Source organism: Clostridium muellerianum (assembly GCF_012926525.1).
Taxonomy (GTDB): domain Bacteria; phylum Bacillota; class Clostridia; order Clostridiales; family Clostridiaceae; genus Clostridium_AM; species Clostridium_AM muellerianum.
In genome coordinates this window covers 243,856-267,117 of sequence record NZ_JABBNI010000058.1, presented here as the reverse complement: position 1 = coordinate 267,117, position 23,262 = coordinate 243,856, and the positions used below count along the sequence as shown (strand labels likewise).

Genomic DNA, 23,262 nt, shown 5'->3' with positions numbered 1-23,262 from the left:
TTGTGAAACTAAATCTATAAAAAATAGGCTGTACCTTTATCAGGTACAGCCTATTTACTAGTTTCCATAAATAATTTATCTATATTTGGAAATACTTTTCCTATAATTTTTAAGCTTATCTATAAATTTATAATTATCCCTTTCCAATACATTAACTATTACCTTTATAAATGAACTTCTCCTTCATGAGAATTTTGCTTTATATCATTAACATATTGGTCTATATATTTATTAAATGTTTCCAAAGAAATGTGTTTGTTTTCTAAATATAATTTGTTTAATATAAAATTTAATTGTTCTTCATTTTTAATATTCCTAATGTTTGCTTTTATTTTTTCTAAATCGTTAAGAGCACATTCAGAAGTAATGATTTTTATCAAGATTTCTTCAAGGTGCTTTATCGCAGGACATATAGAAATATTTATGGTACTTTCTAGTGAACATTTAATAATATTCATAATTTCATTCACCATCGTAATAGCTGCACATTGAATTATGCCTTCATCAATAAGTTTTTCAACAGCTTTTACAATGCCCTTTTCTACTCCTTTTTCTATGCTCTTTTTCATAACCTTTTCCATATCTTTATCTATACTCATATTTACCCCAAAATAAATATTATTCTACTTCAATATTTATTTTAAAAAAATATATTTAATGCATATATTTATAGATAGATGATGTTATATTCTTTTAATTATAGCTATCTACCTCGAAAACCTTAGTTTTATTATAAAATCAAAACTAAATTTTAATCTTTATCCAAAATGTAAGACTTAATTACAATGTTGTATACATATTTTTTTAAATTTACTTTATCTTATTTTGAATTCAGAAATTATTTAAAATATCTTTTTTAGAATTCTGTATACTTCTTACTATTACCCTTACATTTTTCAACTGGGTACTTTTTCTCATTTTGATCCATTTTGCTGTTCATAATATCTGTTAAGTCCACACCTAAAGAATCTGACATGTGAATACAGTAAATCATAACATCTGCAAGTTCTTCAAGTACATGTTCTTTATTATAGTTTTCTTCATCCCATAAAAAATTTTCTAAAAGCTCTGCAGCTTCAATTGAAATTGCTTTGGCTAAATTGGCTGGTGTATGAAATTGATTCCAATCCCTATCATTTCTAAACTTTCTAATTCTATTTATCGTATCCTTCATTTTTATCTCTCTTTCTATACTTTATTTAAATGATAAAAACAAGGCGCTTCACTTTTAAGAGCCTTGCTTTTTAATATACTAATTTATACTTTATTTTAAAAACTGGTTAAAGAATGCTCCGAATCCATAACTATAAGCCAATATACACCAGGGCTTTCCAAATATGATAATACATAAAAACTTTTTAAATGACATTTTGCTTAATCCAGATAAATAACAAAAAATATCATCTGGTGCAAGAGGAATTAATAGTGTAAAAAATAGTAAAATAGCATATCCCTTTCCACCTTCAAACTTTCCAATATACTTTTCATATTTTTCTTCTGTTATAATCTTTTTTACAAAGCTGGCTCCATATTTTCTAGCTAGTAAAAATGATATAATCGAACCTAAAGTAATACCTATATAATTAAATATAAAACTCTTCAAGCTTCCAAAAAGCGCCACACCAACTATAGATCCTAAAACTCCTGGAATAACAGGAAATATAACCTGCAATAGTTGAATCACTATTAAAGCAAATGGTGCAAATACTCCGAATTGTCGAATATAATTTTCAAAAGCCGATTGTGAAGAAAAATTACCTGCCATATATGCTTTTATAACAAAAAACACCAATGTAATTACTATCGCCAGTACCAATATACTAATACACTTCTTTATAGATCTTACAGATTTTGCGTATTCCAAACTTTTCTTTTCCTTTCTTTCATCAAATTATCTATAATTCTTATTCATACTAAATAACCTACTATAAGACATAATTATACCAATAATAATCCAATTAAACAATAAATAAAGATATGACAATAGCAACTATATTGTCTAAAATTGAAATTTTAATTTAAACACTGTTTTATATTCTTCTGACTTTTCAAGTGTTAGGCTTCCCCCATGTTTTTGCACTATTTTATCTGCAATAGAAAGTCCCAGTCCTGTACCACCTTTTGTATATCTCGATTTGTCACCTCTTACAAAAGGTTCAAATATAGTTTTCTTTAAATTTTCATCAATACCAATTCCATCATCTGCAATTACGAGCTGAATTTCTCTATTATCGCAGTTTAATTCTATCTTTGCCTTTGTACCAATTTTATTATATTTCAGTATATTATATACGATATTTGAAATTGCCCTTTCCATTTCTACATTATCAAATTCATACATAATTTCATGATCTGGTAAACTTATTTCAAGTTCAAAGTTTTTTTCTTCAAATTCATTATAGTATTCAGATACTATTTGCCGTATAAATTCGCAAAAATCCCATGTTTCCTTGTTTATTGAAAACTTGCTATTATCAAGTTTTGTAAATTCATGAAGATTTTCAATTAAGGAAACTGTTCTTTGTGATTTGTTATATATAGTATTTAAATATTGTTTGATTTTTTCATCATCTGAAACAACATCATCTCTAAGTGCCTTTGAATATCCCATAATAGAAGTTAATGGAGTTTTTAAATCATGGGATATATCTGATAAAAGCTGTTGCTTTAAACTTTCCATCCTGTTTCGTTCTTCTCTTGAAGTTTCAATTTTTTCAGCCATAAAATTAAAAGCATCTCTTATTTCTGCAAACTCATTTTCTGCATTAAAATTAATTCTTGTGGAATAATCCCCTTCTATCATTTTCTTTATACCCTGTAATATCTTTTTAAGTGGCATAACTACCTTTTTAGTAGTCAAATAAGCATATAAAAATACAGATGTTATTAAAAACACTATAATTATAACTATACCTATTAATATACAAATTGCTGCTTTTTCAATATACTTATCCTGTGAAGGCGTTATATCCACATTTAATGTCACAACCTTAGGAGGCACTTTCACAACACAGTAAAATTTCTGTCTATTACTATTAAGAGGTGCAATAGAATAAAAATAGGAAGTATCACTTTTCAAATTATTATAAGCTAAGTCCATAAAATTTAAAAGTTCATCTTCAGTATAACTTGTTATCTTATCTTTTTTACTTCCTATAACATAAATAACCTTTTTATTTGAATCAAGTATTTCAACCCAACCTTTAGATGCAATAATTTTTGATGCATCGATTTTTTTATAATCACTTTTTACTATTTTTGATGCCATAAAAGATTTTTGAGTATCTTTTACGTACTCTTCCGATGAAATCATCTTTCCTATAGTAAGAATCACAAAACCTATACTGCCGAGTAGTACAATAAGCATTAAAAACATAAAGACAATATAGTTTTTAAACATAGTAATATACAATCTTTTAAATTTTTTTCTTAACTTCTTGAAAAACATTTATACTACACTCCATATATAAACTATTTTTTATACTCAATTTTATATCCAAGTCCTCTTATGGTTTTCAAATACACTGGATTTTTAGAATCTTCTTCAATTTTATCTCTAAGCTTACTAATATGAACCATTATTGTATTATCATCACCATAAAAAGGTTCATTCCAAATACACTCAAAAATCTGCTTTTTAGTAAAAACTTTTTTAGGATTGCTCATTAAAAGTAAAAGTAGCTTGTACTCTGTAGATGTAATTTGTATTTGATTATCTCCTTTATAAAGAACACATGAATCAGTATGAAATTTTAATTCCCCTATTATAATCGTTTCTACAGGTTTTTCTTCATTATTATCAAATTCTAAGCATCTTCTAAGTTGTGCTTTTACCCTTGCTAATACCTCCAGTGGATCGCAGGGTTTAGTTATATAATCATCCGCGCCAAGTTCAAGTCCCAATATTTTATCACTTATTTCACTTTTTGCAGACATTACAATAACAGGAATCTTATATTTTTCCCTTATTTTTTTTATAAGAGTGTACCCATCCATATTAGGCATCATTATATCAATTATTGCAATATCAACTATGTTATCTTTCAAAACATCTAGTGCTGAAAATCCATCACAAGCTCCAAGTACTTCATAATGTTCCTTTTCCAAATATAATGTTAATAATTCTATTATTTCCTGTTCATCATCAGTAATTAAAATTTTTTTCATAGGTATAAACTTTCCTTTCATTATACTTTCTTTACCTGTCTTATTGTTCTATAATTCTTTTATTCCAGTTTACTTTTATAAAATAAATACTCATAACTATTCCAAGTATAAAGCATCCCATTCCACTTATAAGCCATAACAAATTAAAACTATTTAAAGTTATACTTTCCTTACTTCCATTACTATCTATGAAAAAAGATATAACTTGTACAACAAAAACTATAAAATTATTGATAATGTGAATTCCTATAGTAGCAAATATATTTCTTGTTCTTAAATATATTAATGACATACATATACCAAAAATAATTGCAGACAATATTCCTAGTTCGTAATGAATCATTCCAAATAAAATAGAAGATATTATTACTGATCTTTTAATTCCGATTTTCATTTTTAATCTATTAAGTATAACCCCTCTAAATACAAATTCCTCCACAATTGGTGCTATAAATGATGCTGCAATTCCATTAATAATTATGCTGTATAAAGAATTTAAATCATTTTTATTTAGTTCTTCTAAAAGTCCCTTCATAAATGAAGGTGATATACTTTTTAAAGCATAAACTGCAATTATAACAGATCCTATAGTGATAGTAATGTTTATTATAATACTAAATGCTATATCTTTAATATCTAAATCTTGTTTTAAATCAATTAGCCCTTTTTTGACATCATATCTTACTTTTCTTAATTTTAACATAAACCATACTAAAACTCCTAAATTACATAATAATAAAAACAAATTTTCATCTAATATGCCTGTAGATTTCACAAAACTTAATTCAGAAATTATACAAAAAAAAATTACTACAGCAATATAAATAAGTATAATTTTTCTTATTTTTGTGCTTTCAAAAAAATTATTCATAATATTTACATCCTACCTTTAAATTTAATTTTGATTCAATGCTGAATCTTTATTTTAAGTTTACAATTATATACTTTCCTCTCTCTTAATGAAACCTTAAAGTTTCCTTAACTTTCTAAATAAAAATAAGCGTAAAATAACTATTTAAATAGTTACTCTGCGCTTATAATTATTTTTCATGAATTTTTTACTTAAGGCATCTGAAATAAAATAACAATTCCAATATGCGACGGATATTTTTTGTAAGACAAGGAGACATGTTCCGCAGATAGTTGTTCTATCTAATGGTTCTGTGGACGCGATATTACAGAAAATAGACTAGCATATGGACTTTTATTATTTTTTTGAAGATGCCTAATATCCTTAATTTAATAATTTCTTCATTTCATTCATTAAAGTAAATACTTCCTTTGAACACATGTCCATTTTTTCAAGACATTGTTCTGCTGATTTTATGTCTTCTCTTTCATATGCAATAACAGCGTCTTTTGCTGCCTCATACAATTCTATATAAGTTTTTCCTAAATCAATAAAAACTTTATTATTTCTAAGCTTATCACACTCTATTCCACAATACCACTTTCCAAGTCTGCATCCTTACAACTTTTTTCTATTTAAAAACATTATACTATGTATCGATTTTTTTGAAGTTATTCTAATATTAAATTTTAAATCTATCAACATAATAATGTAAAACCTTTGCTGAATATAAGAATAACTTGATTAATTCATTACTTTCTTGTAACATATTTACATTATATGTAATGTGAAACATTAAATATTTGATATAATATACTTGTGCGCTTAGAAAGGAGGCTGTACATGTTTAAAATTGCCATTTGTGATGATGAAATACTTCAAAGACTTGATACTACAAATAAGCTTAAAAATGTGCTAAAACATTTTAATTTTGATTATGAAATTGAAGAATTTAATAGCGGTGAAAACCTACTTTATTCTAAAAGTTATTTTGATATTATTTTTTTAGATATAAAAATGAATAAACTTTCAGGAATAGATACAGCTAAAAAACTAAGAGAAAATAATAATAATTCAAAAATTATTTTTATAACATCATTTAAAGAATACGTATTTGAAGCCTTTGATGTATCAGCGTTTCATTATCTGATAAAACCTGTATGTGAAGAAAATATATTAAAAATTATAGATAGAATTTTAAAATCATTTAAAGAAGAAAAAAATAGTGATTTGTATATTGTAATTACAAAAGGCAGACAAGCCATTAAAATATTGCTGAATAACATATATTTCTTCGAAATGCAAAATAGAATTGTAATTATACATACCACTAATGGAACTATACAGTATTATGACAAAATTTCAAATGTAGAAGAAAAAGTTCCAGAACGTGATTTTTTTAGATGTCATAGAAGCTATATAGTAAATTTAAAGTATGTAATGAAATTCGATAAATCAAGTATAACACTTGACAATAATGAAAAAATAATGCTGTCTCAAAGCAAATACGATGACTTTTCAAAAGCATTTTTAATTTATTTAAAGAAAGGTCAGGTATAAAAGTGTTTGATTTTACTATAATAGAAAAATTAGTTGGAATTATAACTTCTACCACAAGCATTATAATGCTATACATATTATTTAAACGGTTTTTGGGCTTTAAAATAAACCATTTTTGCATAATTTCAATAATGATTGTAACAGTAAATTTGCCTCCATTTATAGCAAAAATATTAAATATAGATGGTGTCTATGAATGGATACTTGTATCAATATATGCTTTTATATTATCTTTAATTTTTTGCAGGGGAACATATTTTAAAAAAGTTATATCAATAGTAATTTACACTTGTATTGGGGAACTTGTACAATATACAACTATCCCCTTAATTTATGTGTCACATTATGTCTCTATAAAAAATTCAGCTTATGGAACTGAACTTGTAAGAATGCTAATAAATCAGTCATCTGAAGTTTGTTCAACATTATTATTTATTTTTATAATAAATTTTGTATCAAAACATTTTTTTGTGAATGAAACTTTTGGTACAGTAAAATACAGTCTACTTTTTACTCTTCCAAATGTGTTCATAGTATCTATATTATGTGAATACTTTAGAATTTATTATATTACTAATAACACAGGATTTAATTCTTTACTTGGCAATATTAAAATGATAGGATTTGCTTCTATGGCTTTAATATGCTCCTTATTTACCATAATAATTTCAGACAAACTTCTTAAAGAAAACAAGCTTCGTGAAAAAGAATTATTATTAAAACATCAATTTTATATGCAAGCCAAGCATTATAAAAACTTGCAAAAACAGTTTCAAAATACACGAATGTTTAGGCATGATTTAAATAATCACCTGATTTGCATGAAAAATCTAATGGATAATAATGATATAACAAATGCAATAAAATATCTTGAAAAAATTACAAAATCTGTAGAAAATCTTAATTTAAAAGTAAATACAGGAAATCCTTTTGCCGATGCGGTTATAAGTGAAAAATATAATATTTGCATAAACAAAAATATACTATTTAAATGCGATGTCAGAATTCCAAAAAACTTAGCAATTGATCCTTTTGATCTATGTGTACTACTTGCAAATGCTTTAGATAATGCAATAGAAGCTTCTGAAAAAATCATAAAAAAAAATATACCGAAATTTATACATATAAAAACCATACTAAATAAATCCTTTATTATATTTGAAGTAAAAAATAGTACCGAAGGTTGGTTAAATAAAGATGAATTAACCACTAATAAAGGTGATGATGTAAATCATGGATTAGGACTTCTAAATATTAAAAATACTGCTCACAAATACTTTGGAACTACTTATATTGAAACCAGTGAAAATATATTCATTTTAAATGTTATGCTGCAAACTTAGCAATTTTATTATAAATATTTTCTACAATTTTACAAAATCAAGTATGATTACTTCATTCACTACAAATAAGTTTCTATTTACAACATTAACATTATTTTCTTTTTTTCCTTGTCGATTATATTAATAGATATACTTTAATTTGTATACCTGAACTAAATATCACATTAAAGAAAGGAAGTATGTATATGAAAATAAGCGGGGTATCTAATGTACTTAATAAGCATATAACAAGTACATTGTTAAATAAAAATAATTCTGCTAATAAACAAAATAATCCTTTAGAAAAGCAAAAAGCACAAATTCAGCAGCAAATAAGTGACGTTGAAAACAGCAATCTTTCTAAGGAAGAAAAAAATGCAAAAATAAAAGAACTTCAAAAAAATTTGCAGGAAACTGAACAAAAAGAAATGGAACAAAAAGTTCAAAAAAAACTTGAAAACCCTGAATCTAAAAATACTGATAAGAAAAGTCAGTTAGAAAATGATAGAAAATTAGAACTTAAAGATGATGAAGATAATAAGGGTTTAAATAAAGATGTTGTATTTGGTTTAGCTTCAGCTTCAGGCCATATGAAAATCGGTAAAGTTGCATATGCAGTGTACAAAGATGCAAAATTCAAAGGTAAGATGGATGTGGCAGAAAGGGCCTTATCTTATGCTTCAGGTGAACTTAAAGAGTCAAGAAAGAGTACAAAATTAGTTGCAAAAGCCATTGGCGAATATAAAAAACAACTTAGAAATGCTAAAAAAGAGGAAAATCCAGCTGATAATGTAGATAAAACCTCTATTGATACTTCAAAAAAAGCCTCAACAGACAATACTATTAAAGAAAATGTTGTTACCGACAATTTAAATAATTCAACTGATACTAATGCTAATAAAAAGATTTCTTAACTTTATAATAATTTTGTGATAAATTAGTTATAAACTTTATTATTTAATTTTGTTGTAATATTATAAGAAATCTCTTTTAATATACTATATTATCTATCTAAAACAACAGTGGCAAGATAAATTATTCTTGCCACATTTAAGTATCTATATTAATTTCATCTATATCTTTATTCATTTTTTATTATTTTTTAAATTCACCATTCTACTTATATATCATATTTTTCGACAACTCTATATTATATCTATAGTAAACTATAAACAATATATTGACCACGTTTTTATTTAATGCTAAAATATTCATAAAAAACAAACTTTCCACATAATTCTTCAAATTAATTCTATAATCGTCTGTATTTTACAATAATTTCAAATGAAGTATGAATTGGAGGACTATCATGAAAGCACGAAATTCGCTACAAATTAAGGCAATTTGTATAATATCTTTTATTTTCATCTCACTAATAAGTATTCTTACAGCTATTTGTTATAACAATTCAAAGAAGTCAATTTTAAATTCTATGGAAAGCTCTGGTAAACAAACTGTTACTATTCATGCACAAAACCTATCCTCCTGGGTAAATTCAAGATTATCACAAATGCAAGTAATTGCAAATACTGAATTAGTATCTAGTATGAATTACGATGAAATAATTTCTTATTTTCAGCGTGAGCAAAAAAATTATAATGGAATTTATAATAGTTTAGGTATAAGTGATACTAAAGGAAAACTAATTTTACAAAATAATGTAACAATTGATATAAGTTCCGAAAGTACTTTTCCTTTAGTTATGCAGGGTAAATCAATTATATCAAATCCATTTACAGCTAAAGAAAACCCTTCTGACTGGATTATATCTATGGAATGTCCTGTAAAAGATATAAAAAGCAACAAGGTTATTGGACTTGTAAGTGGTGCCTGTCTTGTTTCTACAGTATTTAAAGAAACTACAAATTTTCATTTAGGAAAAACAGATAAAGTATATATACTAAATAAAGATGGTACTGTATTATTTCATCCAGACAGTAAATTAATTAACAATAGTAACTTTCTAAAAAGCTCTAATAATGAATATTTAAATTTAGTTAAACAAGCTGTTTCCCAAAATAGTTTTTCTGGACAATTTAAAGATAATAATGAGACAAAGATGCTTTTTTCATCACATATTGAAGGCACTGACTGGTACATGTTCCTTGAAGTACCTACTAGTGAGTATACCAATAGCATAAGTTCTTTATTATATTCAACAAGCATTCTAACAATCATTTCAATAATTTTACTAATTATAATACTAACTCTTTTAACTAAATACTTCTTTAATAGACTGTTAAACGTGTCTATAGCTGCTGAAAAAGTAGCTGAAGGACATTTAGTTAATTATTTGCCTGAAACATCAGACGAATTAGGAATATTTAATGCCACTTTTAATAAAATGATAAAAAACTTAAAGGATATTATATTAAAATTAAAAAATGTTTCCGATATTGTTTCGTCCTCATCTAGAAACTATAGGAAAATTGGTTTTAATGTTGCCGAAAGTGCTAAAAACATTCAAGAAAACATTAAAGATTTAGCCTTAGGAGCTAAAGAAACTGCTGCTGAAATTTCAAATGTTACTAAATATATAGGTAACATGGAAAAGCAATCAAAAGATCTAGTGGAAATAAGCACACATATTGATTCAATGATATCGGATGCCAGGAACAATATATCTCATGGTTCCTGCAATTTAAATTCTACAATAAATTTATTAAACAATATGAAAAAAAGTATATTAAATTCCAGTAAAGTTATAGCTCAACTTTCTGATGGATCTAAAAACATTGAAAATATAACAACTACAATAAGTTCTATATCGGATCAAACGAACCTATTAGCTCTAAATGCAAGTATTGAAGCTGCAAGAGCTGGAGAACATGGTAATGGTTTTTCTGTAGTTGCAGAAGAAATCAGAAAATTAGCTGAACAATCTTCTAATTCAACTGAAGAAATTTCTAAAGAAATATCACAAATACAAAAACAAGTATTAGAAGCTTCATCAACTATGAAAGAAAGTATAAATTATATGGAATCAGGTACAAGCTCTATGGAAACTATCACTACTATATTTTCTAAAATAGAAAATAAAATTGAAACGATTAAAAATGTTAGTTCTGACGTATCTGAAATTGCAAAAAAACTGCTAGCTGAAAATATAAGTATCCATAAAGCTATCTCAAATGTATCATTAATAAGTGAAGAATCCGCTGCTAATACATCCTCTACTGAAGAAATAGTAAATGATCAAGAAAAAATGTTTTTGGAGCTTAAAACTGCATCAAAGGAATTAGAAGATCTTTCAGTATTATTATCTACTGAAATTTCTAAATTTAAAATCAATTAATAAAGATTCTATAAAAAAACACCCATTTGTTTTAAAAACATATGGGTGTTTAATCAATCTGAATACTAAATTAAGTTTAGTACTGTTCCTGTTCTATTTATAAAGCTTCCTTTGCAGTTTTCATCAAACATCTTTATAGCCTTTTCTCCAGTACAATGTGACAATCCTAAAATTTCTATATCTAAAGCATTTAAATAATTTATTGACTCTTTTATTCTATCATCATCTGCTTCAATAAGGTGAGTTCCACCTATTACACCTATTACCTCTTCTCCAGTTCTTTCACTAATTGTATTTATCATATTCAAAAATCCTGGATGAGCACATCCAAGTATAACAACTAATCCTTTTTCTGTCTTAATCCCTAAAGCTATTTCATCTTCAAACATATCAACTTCATATTTATCATTATACCTAATTTTCATATTTTCATTGATTTTTTCAAAAGGATAATATCTATTAAAATTTGAAAATAGAAAAGCATTATCATTGATTTTAAAGATATTATCCTTAATAAAATTTATAGGCACATTTTTATTATCAATATACTGTTTATCAAAATCTATTCCTATATATTTATAGCCCATCTCACCTGAAAAATCAGATTTAAGCTTTCCGTCAGAATAATGATATTTATTGCTTTTTTCAAAAAAATATTCACTTATAATAAGTTTAGGTTTTATATCATAAGTTTCTAGTAATCTTTTTACTCCACCACAGTGATCATAGTGAGCATGGCTCAAAACTAAAATATCTGTGTTTTTAAGATTTACCTTTAACTTTTCAGCATTTTCTATAAAATCCCCTGTTTTTCCTGTGTCAAACAAAATATTACAGTTCTCCATCTCAATAAACATTGAAAGTCCATGTTCATATTTTAATCTTTCATTTTTATCCTGAGTATTTTCTATTAAAGTAGTTATTCTCATTTTTAATATCTCCCTATCACAGCTTATCAGCAAAATCTTTTAAAACCGTTGCTGTGGAATTAAGCTCCTCAACCGCTGCTGAAATTTGCTGCATTCCTGCTGTTTCCTTATTTAATATTTCGTTAGAGCCATTAAACCTTTCATAAATTTCCGATATTGAATTTTGCATAGTATTAAGTATATTATTAATTTGATTTATAGACTCTCTGCTAGAATCAGAAAGCCTTCTAATCTCATTTGATACTACACTAAAGCCCTTACCATATTCTCCTGCCCTAGCAGACTCTATAGCTGCATTTAATCCAAGCAAATTAGTTTGTTTTGCAACACCTTGAATAAATTTTAAAACTTCATCCGTTTCTTTAGAACTCTCATTAGTTTCCTTCACAAACTTTTGAATATCTAAATTTGTTTCAGAAATTTTTTGAAGACCAGAAGACATATTTAATAAATTATCATTTATTTGTGATATGGACTCAGAAATTGAGTTTACCATACTTGATACCTTTTTCTTTTTCTCTAAACTCATACCTATTACCATAGTTCCAACTATTTCATTATTTTCAAAAACTGGAACTGCATTTGTTTTTAATGAAACTCCAAATACTTCTTCAGGTATTACTGCTGATATAGGCTTTTTTTCTTTAAGACATATATCTGCTGCACATCCCTTAGGTACTTTATCTCCTGTTTTTGATGCCATTTTCAAATTTTCACTATCCTGCACAAAAAGAAATTTTTCAGTGTTGGATATGGTGAAAATTAATTCACTATCAAAGTAATTTTTAAAATATGGAATTAAATTATAAAAAGACTGAATTAAATTATTATCACTTATTTCATTTACCATTGGTTCCACTTCCTTAAATATACATTTTATTATTTTTTAATATTAATAAAATACTTTTATGTAAAATTTATCATAATAATGAATAATATATAAAATAACTAACACAATTATTGTCGTAACCATTCCCAATAACTTTAATACAATACAAAATACCGCAATGATGTTAAAAATACAAAAATCTGTCAATAAACTAAACTTATCGGCAGACTTTTATACAGTAACTTATTATTTAAATTTCTTTATTCATATATTCTTCCACTAAAGCCAAAAATACTGTTACTCCTAATAAATCAGCACTTCCTCCAGGACTTATATTTCTTTCTATAAACTCACTACACATCTTATTTATTTCTTCTTTTCCTTGAAGTGTCTTCATTCCCCCAAACGAAAGTATGGATACTGCCTTTTCTTTTACTTCATTTAAAACTTCTAATGAATGTCTATATATTATAGTTGAATCATCGCAAATACTCATTATACCAATAAGAGTATGAACTAGTCTATCATTAGTGCTTAATTTTGCACTCTTCTTATAAAAATCTAGCGAAAAATTAAAAACTGTAGGAATTCCCTTTTCTACTTCTCCCCTAACACCTTCTGTATTATATTTAAGGAATATCTTTTCTCCATGGCTTAATTCACTTTTTTCCTTTAAGCCTAAAAGCTCATTAGAAACTATACCTTTAGTCATTTCCTTTATAATATGTTGTACACATTCAAAGTCTTGATTTTCATAAATAGCCTTTCCAACAGCTCCACAAATTACCCCTACTAAAAAAAGCATTCCTTTATGAGTATTAACTCCTTTAGTTTTAACAAACATATCTTTTTCAGCTTCTATTCCCAACTTTCTGATATCATTAAATATGTCCTTGTACTCTTTATTTGAAAATCCTTTTTGTACAAATAATGTTAAATACTTGCTTAAAACAGCTGTACTATCAATAAAAGTAAAAAAGTTCATATCTTTATGGGCTCCACAAGATACTGGGGATACTAAACCAGGAGATGGCCAACAAGCAACTTCATAAATCATAGCCTGTACTGCAAAACTACTAATTATCATTGAAATCTCATTTATCGTAAACGTTTTTTCTTTTTTCATTTTTTATCTCCCATAGTTCACTTTTAAGTTAATATAATTTAATAAATTCATGAAAGTTATTTTATCATATTTACAATTAAGATGCCAATTAATTTTTACAATATAAAAATAATGTGACACAAGTAACCGAAGAAACGTTAAGCTGTATTACGGCTGATATATGTTATGCAGGAACACTCACTTCATTAAGAAGTTCTAATGTTCCTGCATAACATATATCAGTCTTCATACAGCTTAACGTTTCTTCTTACTTCAGTCTACATAAATACTATTATCTTAAAAGTGTAGCTTTCATAATAATTATTTTTTATCTATATATTTTAAGTTATTTAGTTTAATCACAACTTAAGGCGCAGCCTGAAGTAATAGATTCATTTTCAGTTTTGAATCTATGTGTTATATGGTGCCTTATTTTGATTATTTTCAGCACTCGCAATTCTATTATACCAAGAGAAATACTTTTGCTTTATGTGTTTATTCTAAAGGCTTCCGCCTAAAGTTTTAAGAGCTAAATTATAAAATTATCAATAGTAATATGTACAACTGAAGTTACTAGTTTTGATTTTAACTTTCACTACACTTTACATCGCATTATACTTTAAATGTAAATCAATTGAAAAATACTATAAATTCTTTACTCTACTTATCTATATAATTACCACTGGTTTTATTAAGTCTCTTGGTTTCTCTCTCATTTGAAGAAGAGCGTCCTCAATTTTATCAAATCCAGTATAAACATGAGTAACTAATTTACTTAAATCCACACGATTATATTTCACTAAATCTATTAACCTTTCCATTCTAAGGCGTCCTCCTGGACAAAGACCTCCAACTATTTTTTTATGTGCCATTCCACATCCCCATTCAACACGAGGTATTGGAAGGAAGTCACCTTTTCCATGATAGTTTACATTAGAAACTACTCCACCTGGTTTAACAATACTTACAGCTTGTATTAAAGTTTCTGTAGTTCCACCCGCTAAAACTACACGATCAACACCTTTTCCATGAGTTAAATCTAAAATTTGCTTTGCAATATCTCCATTTTTATAATTAATTATATCTGTTGCTCCATAAAATTTAGCTGCTTCAACACAAACAGGTCTACTTCCTACTGCTAATATTCTACCTGCACCTCGAAGCTTGGATCCTGCTATTGACATTAAGCCAACTGCACCAATACCTATTACTGCAACACTTGAACCTAATTGTATATCTGCTAATTCCGCACCATGAAAACCTGTAGTCATCATATCTGTTATCATAGCAGCACTCTCTAAAGAAATTTCATCTGGTAAAAGTGCTAAATTCATATCTGCATCATTTACATGGAAGTATTCTGCAAAAACACCATCCTTAAAATTTGAAAATTTCCATCCTGCAAGCATACCATTAGAATGTTGTTGAAATCCTGCTTGAACTTCTAGTGATCTCCAATCAGGAGTTATCGCTGGAACAATTACTCTATCTCCTACCTTAAAATCCTTTACTTCGCTACCAACTTCATCAATTACACCAACAGCTTCATGACCTAAAATCATATTATGTCTATCTCCAAGTGCTCCTTCAAATACAGTATGTATGTCTGATGTACATGGTGATAACGCTAAGGGACGCACAATAGCATCATAAGGACCAGCAGTTGGTCTCTCCTTTTCAATCCACCCTAAATTATTGATACTTAACATTGCAAAACCTTTCATAATTGAAACCTCCTATTTCTTTAGTACTTTTTATAATTTTATTTTAAACTTAGTATAATTATTAACTAAGTTAATGTACTCTTTTGTCCAAACGACTTCTTACTTAGTAACAGTTTGAATCATAAGATTATTTTTTAACAATACATGTTAATTATTTGTACACTTTATTTTATAGCAATAATAATGCCAATGCTTATATTGCCTAATAAATAGGAGCTTTTTAATATTTTTTTATTTCGCAAATCAAAAGTGTTGAAAAGTGCAACACTTTTTAGCAAGTAATTGTTGTATTTTTCAACACTGTTGTTATTTTATACATTTATCACGCAAAATTATTGTTATGATTTTAACATAACAATAATCATTTCTAATTTTCTAATAATTATTTTAAATATTTTATTTTTTCATTTTTGAATAAATAGTACTTCTATTTATACCTAATATTTTAGAAGCTTTGGTAATGTTACCATTACAGTTTTTTATACAGCTTTCTATAGCAATTTTATCCCATTTTTCTAAAGTACACATATTGTATTTAAAACTTTCCTTTGAAACAGTTTTAGAATTCATAATTAAAGGATCATTTACAAAACTAAAGGAAGTATTACCATTCATATTAACTATATTTTCAATACAATTTTCTAATTCTCTAACATTTCCTGGCCATGTATAATTAATAAGTTTTTCATAAATATGATTTTTTATTTTAGGTATTGATTTTCCTAATTTAATTGATTTTGCCTTTAAAAAGTACTGTATTAAAATTTCTACATCTCCTATTCTTTCTCTAAGTGGTGGTACACTAATTGGAATTACGCTTAATCTATAATATAAGTCTTCTCTAAAAGTTCCTTTTTCAACTTTTTCTTTCAAATTTTCATTTGTAGCTGCAATGATTCTCACATCAACATTTATATTTTTAGTTCCACCAACTCTATAAAAACAAGAAGTTTGTAGTATCCTTAAAAAATGTACCTGAACATCAAGAGGCATCTCTCCAATTTCATCTAAAAATAACGTTCCACCATTTGCAAGTTCAAATTTTCCTGGATGACCTCCCTGTTTTGCTCCTGTAAAAGCACCTTTTTCATATCCAAAAAGTTCACTTTCTATTAAACTTTTTGGTATTGCACCACAATTAATTGCCACAAAGCTTTTATCTCTTCTACTACTTTTATTGTGAATAGCCTGAGCAATCAGTTCTTTTCCTGTGCCACTTTCCCCTTGGATAAGTACTGTAGATGGGCTGTTAGAAATACTTTGGGCTTGATTTTTTAATTCTAAAATTTTTTTACTCTGCCCTATTATGTCTTGAAAAGTGTAAGTAGCATTTTTTCCAGTATATTTATTTACTAACTTATGAACATTTTGAATATCATTGAATATACCAACTACACCTATTATGTATCCACTTTTATTTTTTATTGGATAAGCATTTAAACTAAATATTTTCTTTTTATCCCCATGGGAATATGTTACTTCCCTGTCTTCATAAACTCTTCCATCTGTAATCTCTTTAATCATATCCTTCCAGTTGGATAAAATCTTATCAACCTTATTATCTATGACCTCTTCATCCCTAATATGTAACATTATACAAGCACCTTTGTTTATAGCTTTTATTACTCCATTAGTATTCAAAGCAAAAATTCCTGAATTAATAGAATTCATTACTCTGTTTAAATATTGATAAGCATTAAATAATTCATTTTGAGTTTTCTCAACCTTCAATTGATTTTCAATAGATTTCACTGCAGCCACCACAAGACCTAAAGTATGTGAATGCGCTAATTGACATTTTCCTGTTAAATTTAAACATCCAACTATCTCTCTTCTTTCATTGTGTATAACTGCTGCTGAACAGGTTAAAGGATAATATGCTTTTATGTAATGATCTTCTCCTGAAGTTTGAACCGAACAATCTTCATAAAGTGCTGTACCAATAGCATTAGTACCTGTACTATTCTCACTCATATCAGCTCCTTCTACAATTCCTGCTTTAGCCATATCTTTTATTATTTCCTCATCACCTATTATAGTGAGAACAAAACCTTTGCTATTAGTAAGGTATAACGCAAAACCCGACCCTCTTAAAAAATCATACAATATCTCCATAAAGGATATAGAAATTTTTATCAACTCACTATCCTCCTCTAAAGCTTTATGGAGTTCCACTGGATTCAACGTCCTTATAGGGAATATTCTTTCCTTACTAATTTCATAATTCATGCATCTTTTATGTGATCTATCTATTATTTTTTTAAAGTCACTTACTTTAACCACAATATCACCTCTTCAAAAATTTTATCTGTAGTAAAATACAGATAAAATCCATATAAAAAATAAAATTTTACTTATTTTGAATTTAATATTTAAGCTTAATACCAATTTAATTATATATCCTATTAAATATAATTAACAAGTGACAGCTATCATTAATTAATATCAATCAAAAATGGATATCATAATTTTTATCAAGTTATTGTTTTATGTTTTCAATTTCAGTAATGGTATGAAATACTATATATAACATTAGAATTAATCCCTATAAATATTATTTTTAACTTGACATTGAGTTAATTCTTATGGTATTATTTCATTAACAAATTAATAACTACTTGTTAAAAGGGAGTAATTAAAATTACAAAGTCAACAATACGATTGATAATCTGGCTTTGTAAACCTGTATATGGTAATGAGACTTTTAACATAATCCTTATTTGGTTCTAAAGATTATGTTAAAAGTCTTCGTGCGTTTTTAATACAAATACCCATGTTTTAATTAAAGATAATACTAAATAAATTTAAAGATTATAGGGAGGTTTTATTTTATGTCTACAAAAAAGTCACTACAACATATTGCATTCTGGTGCGGACTGGCTCTGCTATTCAATATTGGAATTTATATATTTATGGGACATGAAAAGGCTTTAGCTTTTTTAGGTGGTTATGTAATTGAACAAAGCTTAAGTTTAGACAATCTGTTTTTATTCTTACTGGTATTTGAAACTTTTGGAATAAAACCTGAATATCAAAAAAGAGTTCTAACTTATGGTATAGCTGGAGCAGTAATTTTAAGATTCATATTTGTAATCTTAGGAGTAACTATTGTTAATAAATTTCACTGGATATTATACGTATTCGGATTAATACTTATGGTAAGTGGCCTTAAAATGATGTTTAAGAAAGAAAAAGTACAAAATTTCACAGATAACAAACTTCTAAAGGTTTTACATAAGATAATACCTATTTCAAATAAATTAGAAGGAGAAAAATTCTTTACAAGACAAAATAAAGTTCTATATGCTACCCCACTTTTTGCAATACTTATACTTATAGAAGGATCAGATATACTATTTGCAATAGATTCAATTCCTGCTGTATTTTCCATAACCACAGACCCTTTTATAGTATATACTTCTAATATATTTGCAATATTAGGACTTAGAAATATGTATTTTCTATTAGAAAAACTTCACAACAAATTCGCTTATGTAAAATATGGAGTTGCCCTAATACTTATATTTACAGGTATAAAACTTTCGGCAGGGTTCTTCCATGTAGATATTTCTACTTTGGTATCTCTAATTACTATATTTGCTCTACTTGCTTTAAGCATCCTAGTTTCAGTATTTATACCTAAAAAAGAAAAAGCCTCAGTACCTTGTGATACTTCAAAAGACATAGCTCAATAGTAAAAGCACCCATCTTAAGGGTGTTTTTTATTTTTCATCATTTCATATTGACACTGTTTATAAATGATGTTATTATTAATATATAATAAATGATAATGATTTTCATTACGAGGTGGTAATAATGAGTATTTGTGATTTAAAACTTGGAGAGACAGCTTTAATAGAAAGCATATGTGGAAATGAAAAACTAACAAAACGATTGCTTGCTTTAGGATGTATAGAAGGAACAGAAGTGGCTTTAAAGGCTTCAGCTCCACTTGGTGATCCTATAGTAATAACCTTAAGAGGATTTAATTTAGCAATACGTAAAAAAGACGCCAAAAACATATTTATTAAAAATTCATAATTATAATATCTTAGGAGGACTAATATGATTACAGCAGCTTTGCTTGGCAATCCAAACGTAGGAAAAACATCACTTTTTAACACTTTAACCGGATCTAACCAATATGTAGGTAATTGGGCAGGAGTAACTGTAGATAAAAAAGAAGGATACCTGGACCCTTCCTTAAAGATTGTAGATCTTCCAGGAATTTATGCCATGGATACCTTCTCCAATGAAGAAAAAGTATCTAGAGAATTTTTGGTTAGCGGTGGTGCAGATGTAATTATAAACATAGTAGATGCTTCGAATTTAGATAGAAATTTATACCTTACAACTCAACTTAAAAGCTTTAATAAACCTATAATTTTAGTGTTAAATATGATAGATGTGGCAGATTCCAAAGGAATTAAAATAGACTACTCTTTATTATCTAAAGAATTAAATGTAACAGTAATACCAATTGTTGCTTCCAAAGGCATAGGAATAAATAATTTAAAAGAAATGCTTATTGGCGGCGATTTTTTAAGCCAACGTGCTGAGAATGAATTTCAGTTTCAAAACGAAAAAGAAACTTATGACTATATTAATAAAGTTCTAAATAAATGCTTTATTAGTAAAGCTAAAAATTATATTTCACCTACAGAAAAAATAGATAAAATTGTACTTAATAAATTTTTAGCTTACCCAATATTTTTTATTACTTTAGCTTTAATTTTCAAATTTACTTTTAGCTGGGTAGGACAACCCTTGTCGGATGAACTAGATATGCTTTTAAATTCAGCCTTAATTCCTTTTTTAGAAAACCTGTTGTCTAGTACAAGCCCTTGGTTTAAATCACTACTTCTAGAAGGTATTTTAGGCGGTGTTGGCTCTGTAGTAGTATTTTTACCTGTTATCATGGCACTTTTCCTTGGCATATCTATACTTGAGGACAGTGGTTACATGGCTAGAGCTGCCTTTATAATGGATAAATTAATGAGAAAAATGGGACTATCAGGAAAAGCCTTTATTCCTTTAGTAATGAGCTTCGGGTGTTCAGTTCCTGGAATTATGTCAGCTAGAACTTTAGAAAGCGAAAAAGACAGAAAACTTACTGCCCTACTTGTTCCACTTATGTCTTGTAATGCAAGATTGCCTATATACGTTATATTTGCTTCCGCTTTCTTCCCTGCAAATAAAACGTCTGTTATAATGTCTCTATACTTTTTAGGAATCATTATATCCTTTATAATAGGAATACTTTTTAAAAACACTTTATTTAAAAAAGACGAAGAACCTTTTATAATAGAACTTCCTGAATACAAGCTTCCCGAATTAAAGAATGTTATTTTACACACCTGGGATAAAGGTAAAGGCTTTTTGAAAAAGGCTGGAACTATAATATTTTCAATGTCAGTACTTATTTGGTTTTTATCTAACTTTAACATTTACGGTATGACAGACATAAATAATAGTATGCTAGCTTATATTGGAAATTATATTAGCATAATATTTAAACCTCTAGGTTTTGGAGATTGGCAAAGTTCAGTTTCATTACTTACAGGCCTTATGGCTAAAGAAGCAGTAATAGGTACTATGGGTGTTATATACGGCGGTGATTTAAAAATATCTCTTATTCACCATTTTACACCAATGTCAGCTTATGCATTTTTAGTTTTTGTACTACTGTATACTCCATGTATATCTGCAGTAGCTGCCATGAAAAAAGAATATGGTAAAAATATGGCTGTATTTTCTGTAGTATACCAATTTGCCTTAGCCTGGCTGATATCTTTTATAGTTTTCAGATTAGGTTCTATGATATTTTAAATTTGGAGGTTAAAAATATGCTAATTGAAATTTTAGTAACTGTTATTCTAGTTTCCTTTGCAGCATATATATTATACAAGAATATAAAGAAAAAAGCTTCTGGAAACTGTGACTGCGGCTGTTGTTCCAACCACTGCAGTCATTACAAAAAAAATTAATAAAAAGCCTGTATATTTAAACAGGCTTTTTATTAAGGCATATAAAAGAAAATAACAAGTCAAAGATGTTAGATATTTTGCAATCGACAAGGAAACATGTTCCGCTGATAGTTGTTCTATCAAAGGGTTCTGTTGACGCAGTATGGCGCAAAATATACTAACATACTGATTTGTTATTTTTTTAAATATGTCTAATTATAATATTCTTCTTTTTCTATTATATAATCAACTATATCTTCAATGGACACTATACCTTCCAAAATGCCATCGTCTACTATAGGAATAGCAATAATATCGTTTTTTCTAAGACGAGCTGCTACTTCCACAATACCCTCATTTTTAGATGCTGTAACAACATTTTTTGTCATTACCCAATCCACAGGGCAAGTATCATAATGACCTTCTTCCATTAAAAATCTATATATATCAGCTTTAACTATTATACCTACTAATTTATCGTTTTCATCAACTACAGGTGCCCCATTTACTTTATTAGAATTTATGATCTCAAGTGCCTTTTTTAAATCGTCATCTGTTTTTATTTTAACTATATCAGAATGCATTATTTGTCCTATCATAAAATCTACCTCCTTTTCTATATTATACAATGAATTGTGCCGAAAGTCTAAATATTTTTAATAATTTATATTACCTATTTAAATTTGCTATTCAATTTAGTAACTATTGCTAATTATGTCTTTTAATTCATTGCAATCTATACATCCTCTGAGTATATTATCTATAGTTCTTGAAGCAGCTTTTCTGGATATTCTATCTATGTCCACATCCAAGTTAATATTATTTTTCTTAAGGAGACCTTTAAGATATTTACATTGCTTTTTTGTAATCACGTTTTCTCTAACTAAATCATGATTATTATCTACTTTAAAAATAAGTTCGTGTATTTTAGGCAAACTTAATACATCTTCATAATTGTGCAGCATAATTTTTTCTTTAAGTTCTTCACTAGAAGTTAATAAAAATTCTTTATATAAGTCTACACTTATACCTCCATCTATCTGATCTTCTCTTTGTATACCTATATACTTTTCTACAGTTTTAAGATTACATCTTTGCATACCCATTTGTTTATAATAAGGTCTTATAAGTCTATATAAATCTATATGATACTTTGGAGACTCAAATATTATATTTTGCTTTTCCATTCTTTTCTTTATAAAAGGTTCATCAAAGGCTATACCATTGTATGAGCACCATTTTTTATATCCAATTATATCTTTTTTAAAATTGCATAACAGTTCTTTTTCATCTTCTAAATTTTCCAAAAAATATTGTTTTATGTAAAAATTATTTTCATCTTCAAATCTTCCTAAAGATATAAGTATTACATAATCCTCTTCCTTATCAAAACCTGTAGTTTCTATATCAAAGTATACAATTTTATCCATATTGTAGTATTGGAATACATTTTCATGCAAACTTAATACTTCTTTATATTCTTTTATAAACATTTATAAAGTCCTCCAAACTTTT

22 protein-coding genes are annotated in these 23,262 nt (G+C 27.2%); 8 read left to right on the top strand and 14 right to left on the bottom strand.

Going from position 1 to position 23,262, the window contains the following annotated elements; genetic code table 11:
• Positions 1–164 precede the first annotated feature (164 nt).
• From HBE96_RS20735 to HBE96_RS20705, 7 genes are all read right to left on the bottom strand, one after another.
• Positions 165–599 (bottom strand): hypothetical protein, encoded by a 435-nt coding sequence (locus HBE96_RS20735; RefSeq protein WP_169299607.1) that lies wholly within the window; start codon positions 597–599, stop codon positions 165–167.
• Positions 600–856: 257 nt separating this feature from the next.
• The gene (locus tag HBE96_RS20730; protein ID WP_169299606.1) at positions 857–1,174 is read right to left on the bottom strand and encodes a nucleotide pyrophosphohydrolase; all 318 of its coding nucleotides are present in this window, start codon (positions 1,172–1,174) and stop codon (positions 857–859) included.
• A gap of 90 nt (positions 1,175–1,264) precedes the next feature.
• Positions 1,265–1,864, bottom strand: coding sequence for a TVP38/TMEM64 family protein (locus tag HBE96_RS20725; RefSeq protein ID WP_169299605.1), 600 nt, complete (start codon positions 1,862–1,864; stop codon positions 1,265–1,267).
• 135 nt (positions 1,865–1,999) lie between these two features.
• Positions 2,000–3,448, bottom strand: coding sequence for a sensor histidine kinase (locus tag HBE96_RS20720; RefSeq protein WP_169299604.1), 1,449 nt, complete (start codon positions 3,446–3,448; stop codon positions 2,000–2,002).
• Positions 3,449–3,471: 23 nt separating this feature from the next.
• A complete protein-coding gene (locus tag HBE96_RS20715) occupies positions 3,472–4,167 on the bottom strand; it encodes a response regulator transcription factor (RefSeq protein ID WP_169299603.1) in 696 nt (231 codons plus the stop codon).
• A 40-nt stretch (positions 4,168–4,207) separates the two neighbouring features.
• Entirely contained in the window at positions 4,208–5,038 is an 831-nt protein-coding gene (locus HBE96_RS20710) for a CPBP family intramembrane glutamic endopeptidase (protein WP_169299602.1), read from the bottom strand.
• A gap of 363 nt (positions 5,039–5,401) precedes the next feature.
• The gene (locus HBE96_RS20705; protein WP_169299601.1) at positions 5,402–5,542 is read right to left on the bottom strand and encodes a hypothetical protein; all 141 of its coding nucleotides are present in this window, start codon (positions 5,540–5,542) and stop codon (positions 5,402–5,404) included.
• Between the two features lie 318 nt (positions 5,543–5,860).
• On the opposite strand from HBE96_RS20705, the gene HBE96_RS20700 reads away from it, so the two are divergent.
• The 4 genes from HBE96_RS20700 (at position 5,861) to HBE96_RS20685 (ending at position 11,194) form a co-directional block, all read left to right on the top strand.
• A complete protein-coding gene (locus tag HBE96_RS20700; RefSeq protein ID WP_169299600.1) occupies positions 5,861–6,577 on the top strand; it encodes a LytR/AlgR family response regulator transcription factor in 717 nt (238 codons plus the stop codon).
• 131 nt (positions 6,578–6,708) lie between these two features.
• Positions 6,709–7,920 (top strand): sensor histidine kinase, encoded by a 1,212-nt coding sequence (locus HBE96_RS20695; RefSeq protein ID WP_169299599.1) that lies wholly within the window; start codon positions 6,709–6,711, stop codon positions 7,918–7,920.
• A gap of 185 nt (positions 7,921–8,105) precedes the next feature.
• Entirely contained in the window at positions 8,106–8,813 is a 708-nt protein-coding gene (locus tag HBE96_RS20690) for a hypothetical protein (protein ID WP_169299598.1), read from the top strand.
• A 395-nt stretch (positions 8,814–9,208) separates the two neighbouring features.
• Complete coding sequence (locus HBE96_RS20685) at positions 9,209–11,194, top strand: methyl-accepting chemotaxis protein (protein ID WP_169299597.1); 1,986 nt, start codon at positions 9,209–9,211, stop codon at positions 11,192–11,194.
• A 65-nt stretch (positions 11,195–11,259) separates the two neighbouring features.
• On the opposite strand, the gene HBE96_RS20680 is transcribed toward HBE96_RS20685, so the two are convergent.
• The 5 genes from HBE96_RS20680 to HBE96_RS20660 form a co-directional block, all read right to left on the bottom strand.
• Positions 11,260–12,123, bottom strand: coding sequence for an MBL fold metallo-hydrolase (locus HBE96_RS20680; RefSeq protein WP_169299596.1), 864 nt, complete (start codon positions 12,121–12,123; stop codon positions 11,260–11,262).
• 16 nt (positions 12,124–12,139) lie between these two features.
• Positions 12,140–12,973, bottom strand: coding sequence for a methyl-accepting chemotaxis protein (locus HBE96_RS20675; RefSeq protein ID WP_169299595.1), 834 nt, complete (start codon positions 12,971–12,973; stop codon positions 12,140–12,142).
• A gap of 229 nt (positions 12,974–13,202) precedes the next feature.
• On the bottom strand, positions 13,203–14,078 hold the full coding sequence (gene citG, locus HBE96_RS20670) for a triphosphoribosyl-dephospho-CoA synthase CitG (RefSeq protein ID WP_169299594.1): 876 nt from the start codon (positions 14,076–14,078) through the stop codon (positions 13,203–13,205).
• A gap of 647 nt (positions 14,079–14,725) precedes the next feature.
• A complete protein-coding gene (locus tag HBE96_RS20665) occupies positions 14,726–15,781 on the bottom strand; it encodes an NAD(P)-dependent alcohol dehydrogenase (protein ID WP_169299593.1) in 1,056 nt (351 codons plus the stop codon).
• Between the two features lie 396 nt (positions 15,782–16,177).
• Positions 16,178–18,010, bottom strand: coding sequence for a sigma-54-dependent Fis family transcriptional regulator (locus HBE96_RS20660; protein WP_206155021.1), 1,833 nt, complete (start codon positions 18,008–18,010; stop codon positions 16,178–16,180).
• A gap of 602 nt (positions 18,011–18,612) precedes the next feature.
• Here HBE96_RS20660 and HBE96_RS20655 point away from each other — a divergent pair.
• From HBE96_RS20655 to HBE96_RS20640, 4 genes are all read left to right on the top strand, one after another.
• Positions 18,613–19,476, top strand: a complete 864-nt coding sequence (locus HBE96_RS20655; protein WP_169299591.1) for a TerC/Alx family metal homeostasis membrane protein — start codon at positions 18,613–18,615, stop codon at positions 19,474–19,476.
• Positions 19,477–19,597: 121 nt separating this feature from the next.
• Positions 19,598–19,822 carry a FeoA family protein gene (locus tag HBE96_RS20650; protein WP_169299590.1) on the top strand — a complete coding sequence of 75 codons (225 nt, stop codon included), beginning with the start codon at positions 19,598–19,600 and terminating at the stop codon, positions 19,820–19,822.
• Positions 19,823–19,846: 24 nt separating this feature from the next.
• A complete protein-coding gene (feoB, locus tag HBE96_RS20645) occupies positions 19,847–21,610 on the top strand; it encodes a ferrous iron transport protein B (protein ID WP_169299589.1) in 1,764 nt (587 codons plus the stop codon).
• A 17-nt stretch (positions 21,611–21,627) separates the two neighbouring features.
• Positions 21,628–21,768 (top strand): FeoB-associated Cys-rich membrane protein, encoded by a 141-nt coding sequence (locus HBE96_RS20640; protein WP_169299588.1) that lies wholly within the window; start codon positions 21,628–21,630, stop codon positions 21,766–21,768.
• Between the two features lie 191 nt (positions 21,769–21,959).
• On the opposite strand, the gene HBE96_RS20635 is transcribed toward HBE96_RS20640, so the two are convergent.
• Together HBE96_RS20635 and HBE96_RS20630 are read right to left on the bottom strand one after the other, a co-directional pair.
• Positions 21,960–22,346, bottom strand: coding sequence for a CBS domain-containing protein (locus tag HBE96_RS20635; protein WP_169299587.1), 387 nt, complete (start codon positions 22,344–22,346; stop codon positions 21,960–21,962).
• Positions 22,347–22,442: 96 nt separating this feature from the next.
• Positions 22,443–23,240, bottom strand: a complete 798-nt coding sequence (locus tag HBE96_RS20630) for a ribonuclease H-like domain-containing protein (protein ID WP_169299586.1) — start codon at positions 23,238–23,240, stop codon at positions 22,443–22,445.
• Positions 23,241–23,262 lie beyond the last annotated feature (22 nt).

Excerpts from the sequence above, each read along its gene's own strand:
- HBE96_RS20695 (WP_169299599.1), top strand. The coding sequence starts at position 6,709 with ATGATTGTAACAGTAAATTTGCCTCCATTTATAGCAAAAATATTAAAT.
- HBE96_RS20690 (WP_169299598.1), top strand. The coding sequence starts at position 8,106 with ATGAAAATAAGCGGGGTATCTAATGTACTTAATAAGCATATAACAAGT.
- HBE96_RS20715 (WP_169299603.1), bottom strand. The coding sequence starts at position 4,167 with ATGAAAAAAATTTTAATTACTGATGATGAACAGGAAATAATAGAATTA.
- HBE96_RS20660 (WP_206155021.1), bottom strand. The coding sequence starts at position 18,010 with ATGAATTATGAAATTAGTAAGGAAAGAATATTCCCTATAAGGACGTTG.
- feoB (WP_169299589.1), top strand. The coding sequence starts at position 19,847 with ATGATTACAGCAGCTTTGCTTGGCAATCCAAACGTAGGAAAAACATCA.
- HBE96_RS20655 (WP_169299591.1), top strand. The coding sequence starts at position 18,613 with ATGTCTACAAAAAAGTCACTACAACATATTGCATTCTGGTGCGGACTG.
- HBE96_RS20630 (WP_169299586.1), bottom strand. The coding sequence starts at position 23,240 with ATGTTTATAAAAGAATATAAAGAAGTATTAAGTTTGCATGAAAATGTA.
- HBE96_RS20635 (WP_169299587.1), bottom strand. The coding sequence starts at position 22,346 with ATGATAGGACAAATAATGCATTCTGATATAGTTAAAATAAAAACAGAT.
- HBE96_RS20735 (WP_169299607.1), bottom strand. The coding sequence starts at position 599 with ATGAGTATAGATAAAGATATGGAAAAGGTTATGAAAAAGAGCATAGAA.
- HBE96_RS20665 (WP_169299593.1), bottom strand. The coding sequence starts at position 15,781 with ATGAAAGGTTTTGCAATGTTAAGTATCAATAATTTAGGGTGGATTGAA.
- HBE96_RS20720 (WP_169299604.1), bottom strand. The coding sequence starts at position 3,448 with ATGTTTTTCAAGAAGTTAAGAAAAAAATTTAAAAGATTGTATATTACT.
- HBE96_RS20700 (WP_169299600.1), top strand. The coding sequence starts at position 5,861 with ATGTTTAAAATTGCCATTTGTGATGATGAAATACTTCAAAGACTTGAT.
- citG (WP_169299594.1), bottom strand. The coding sequence starts at position 14,078 with ATGAAAAAAGAAAAAACGTTTACGATAAATGAGATTTCAATGATAATT.
- HBE96_RS20680 (WP_169299596.1), bottom strand. The coding sequence starts at position 12,123 with ATGAGAATAACTACTTTAATAGAAAATACTCAGGATAAAAATGAAAGA.
- HBE96_RS20730 (WP_169299606.1), bottom strand. The coding sequence starts at position 1,174 with ATGAAGGATACGATAAATAGAATTAGAAAGTTTAGAAATGATAGGGAT.
- HBE96_RS20650 (WP_169299590.1), top strand. The coding sequence starts at position 19,598 with ATGAGTATTTGTGATTTAAAACTTGGAGAGACAGCTTTAATAGAAAGC.
- HBE96_RS20675 (WP_169299595.1), bottom strand. The coding sequence starts at position 12,973 with ATGGTAAATGAAATAAGTGATAATAATTTAATTCAGTCTTTTTATAAT.
- HBE96_RS20640 (WP_169299588.1), top strand. The coding sequence starts at position 21,628 with ATGCTAATTGAAATTTTAGTAACTGTTATTCTAGTTTCCTTTGCAGCA.
- HBE96_RS20685 (WP_169299597.1), top strand. The coding sequence starts at position 9,209 with ATGAAAGCACGAAATTCGCTACAAATTAAGGCAATTTGTATAATATCT.
- HBE96_RS20710 (WP_169299602.1), bottom strand. The coding sequence starts at position 5,038 with ATGAATAATTTTTTTGAAAGCACAAAAATAAGAAAAATTATACTTATT.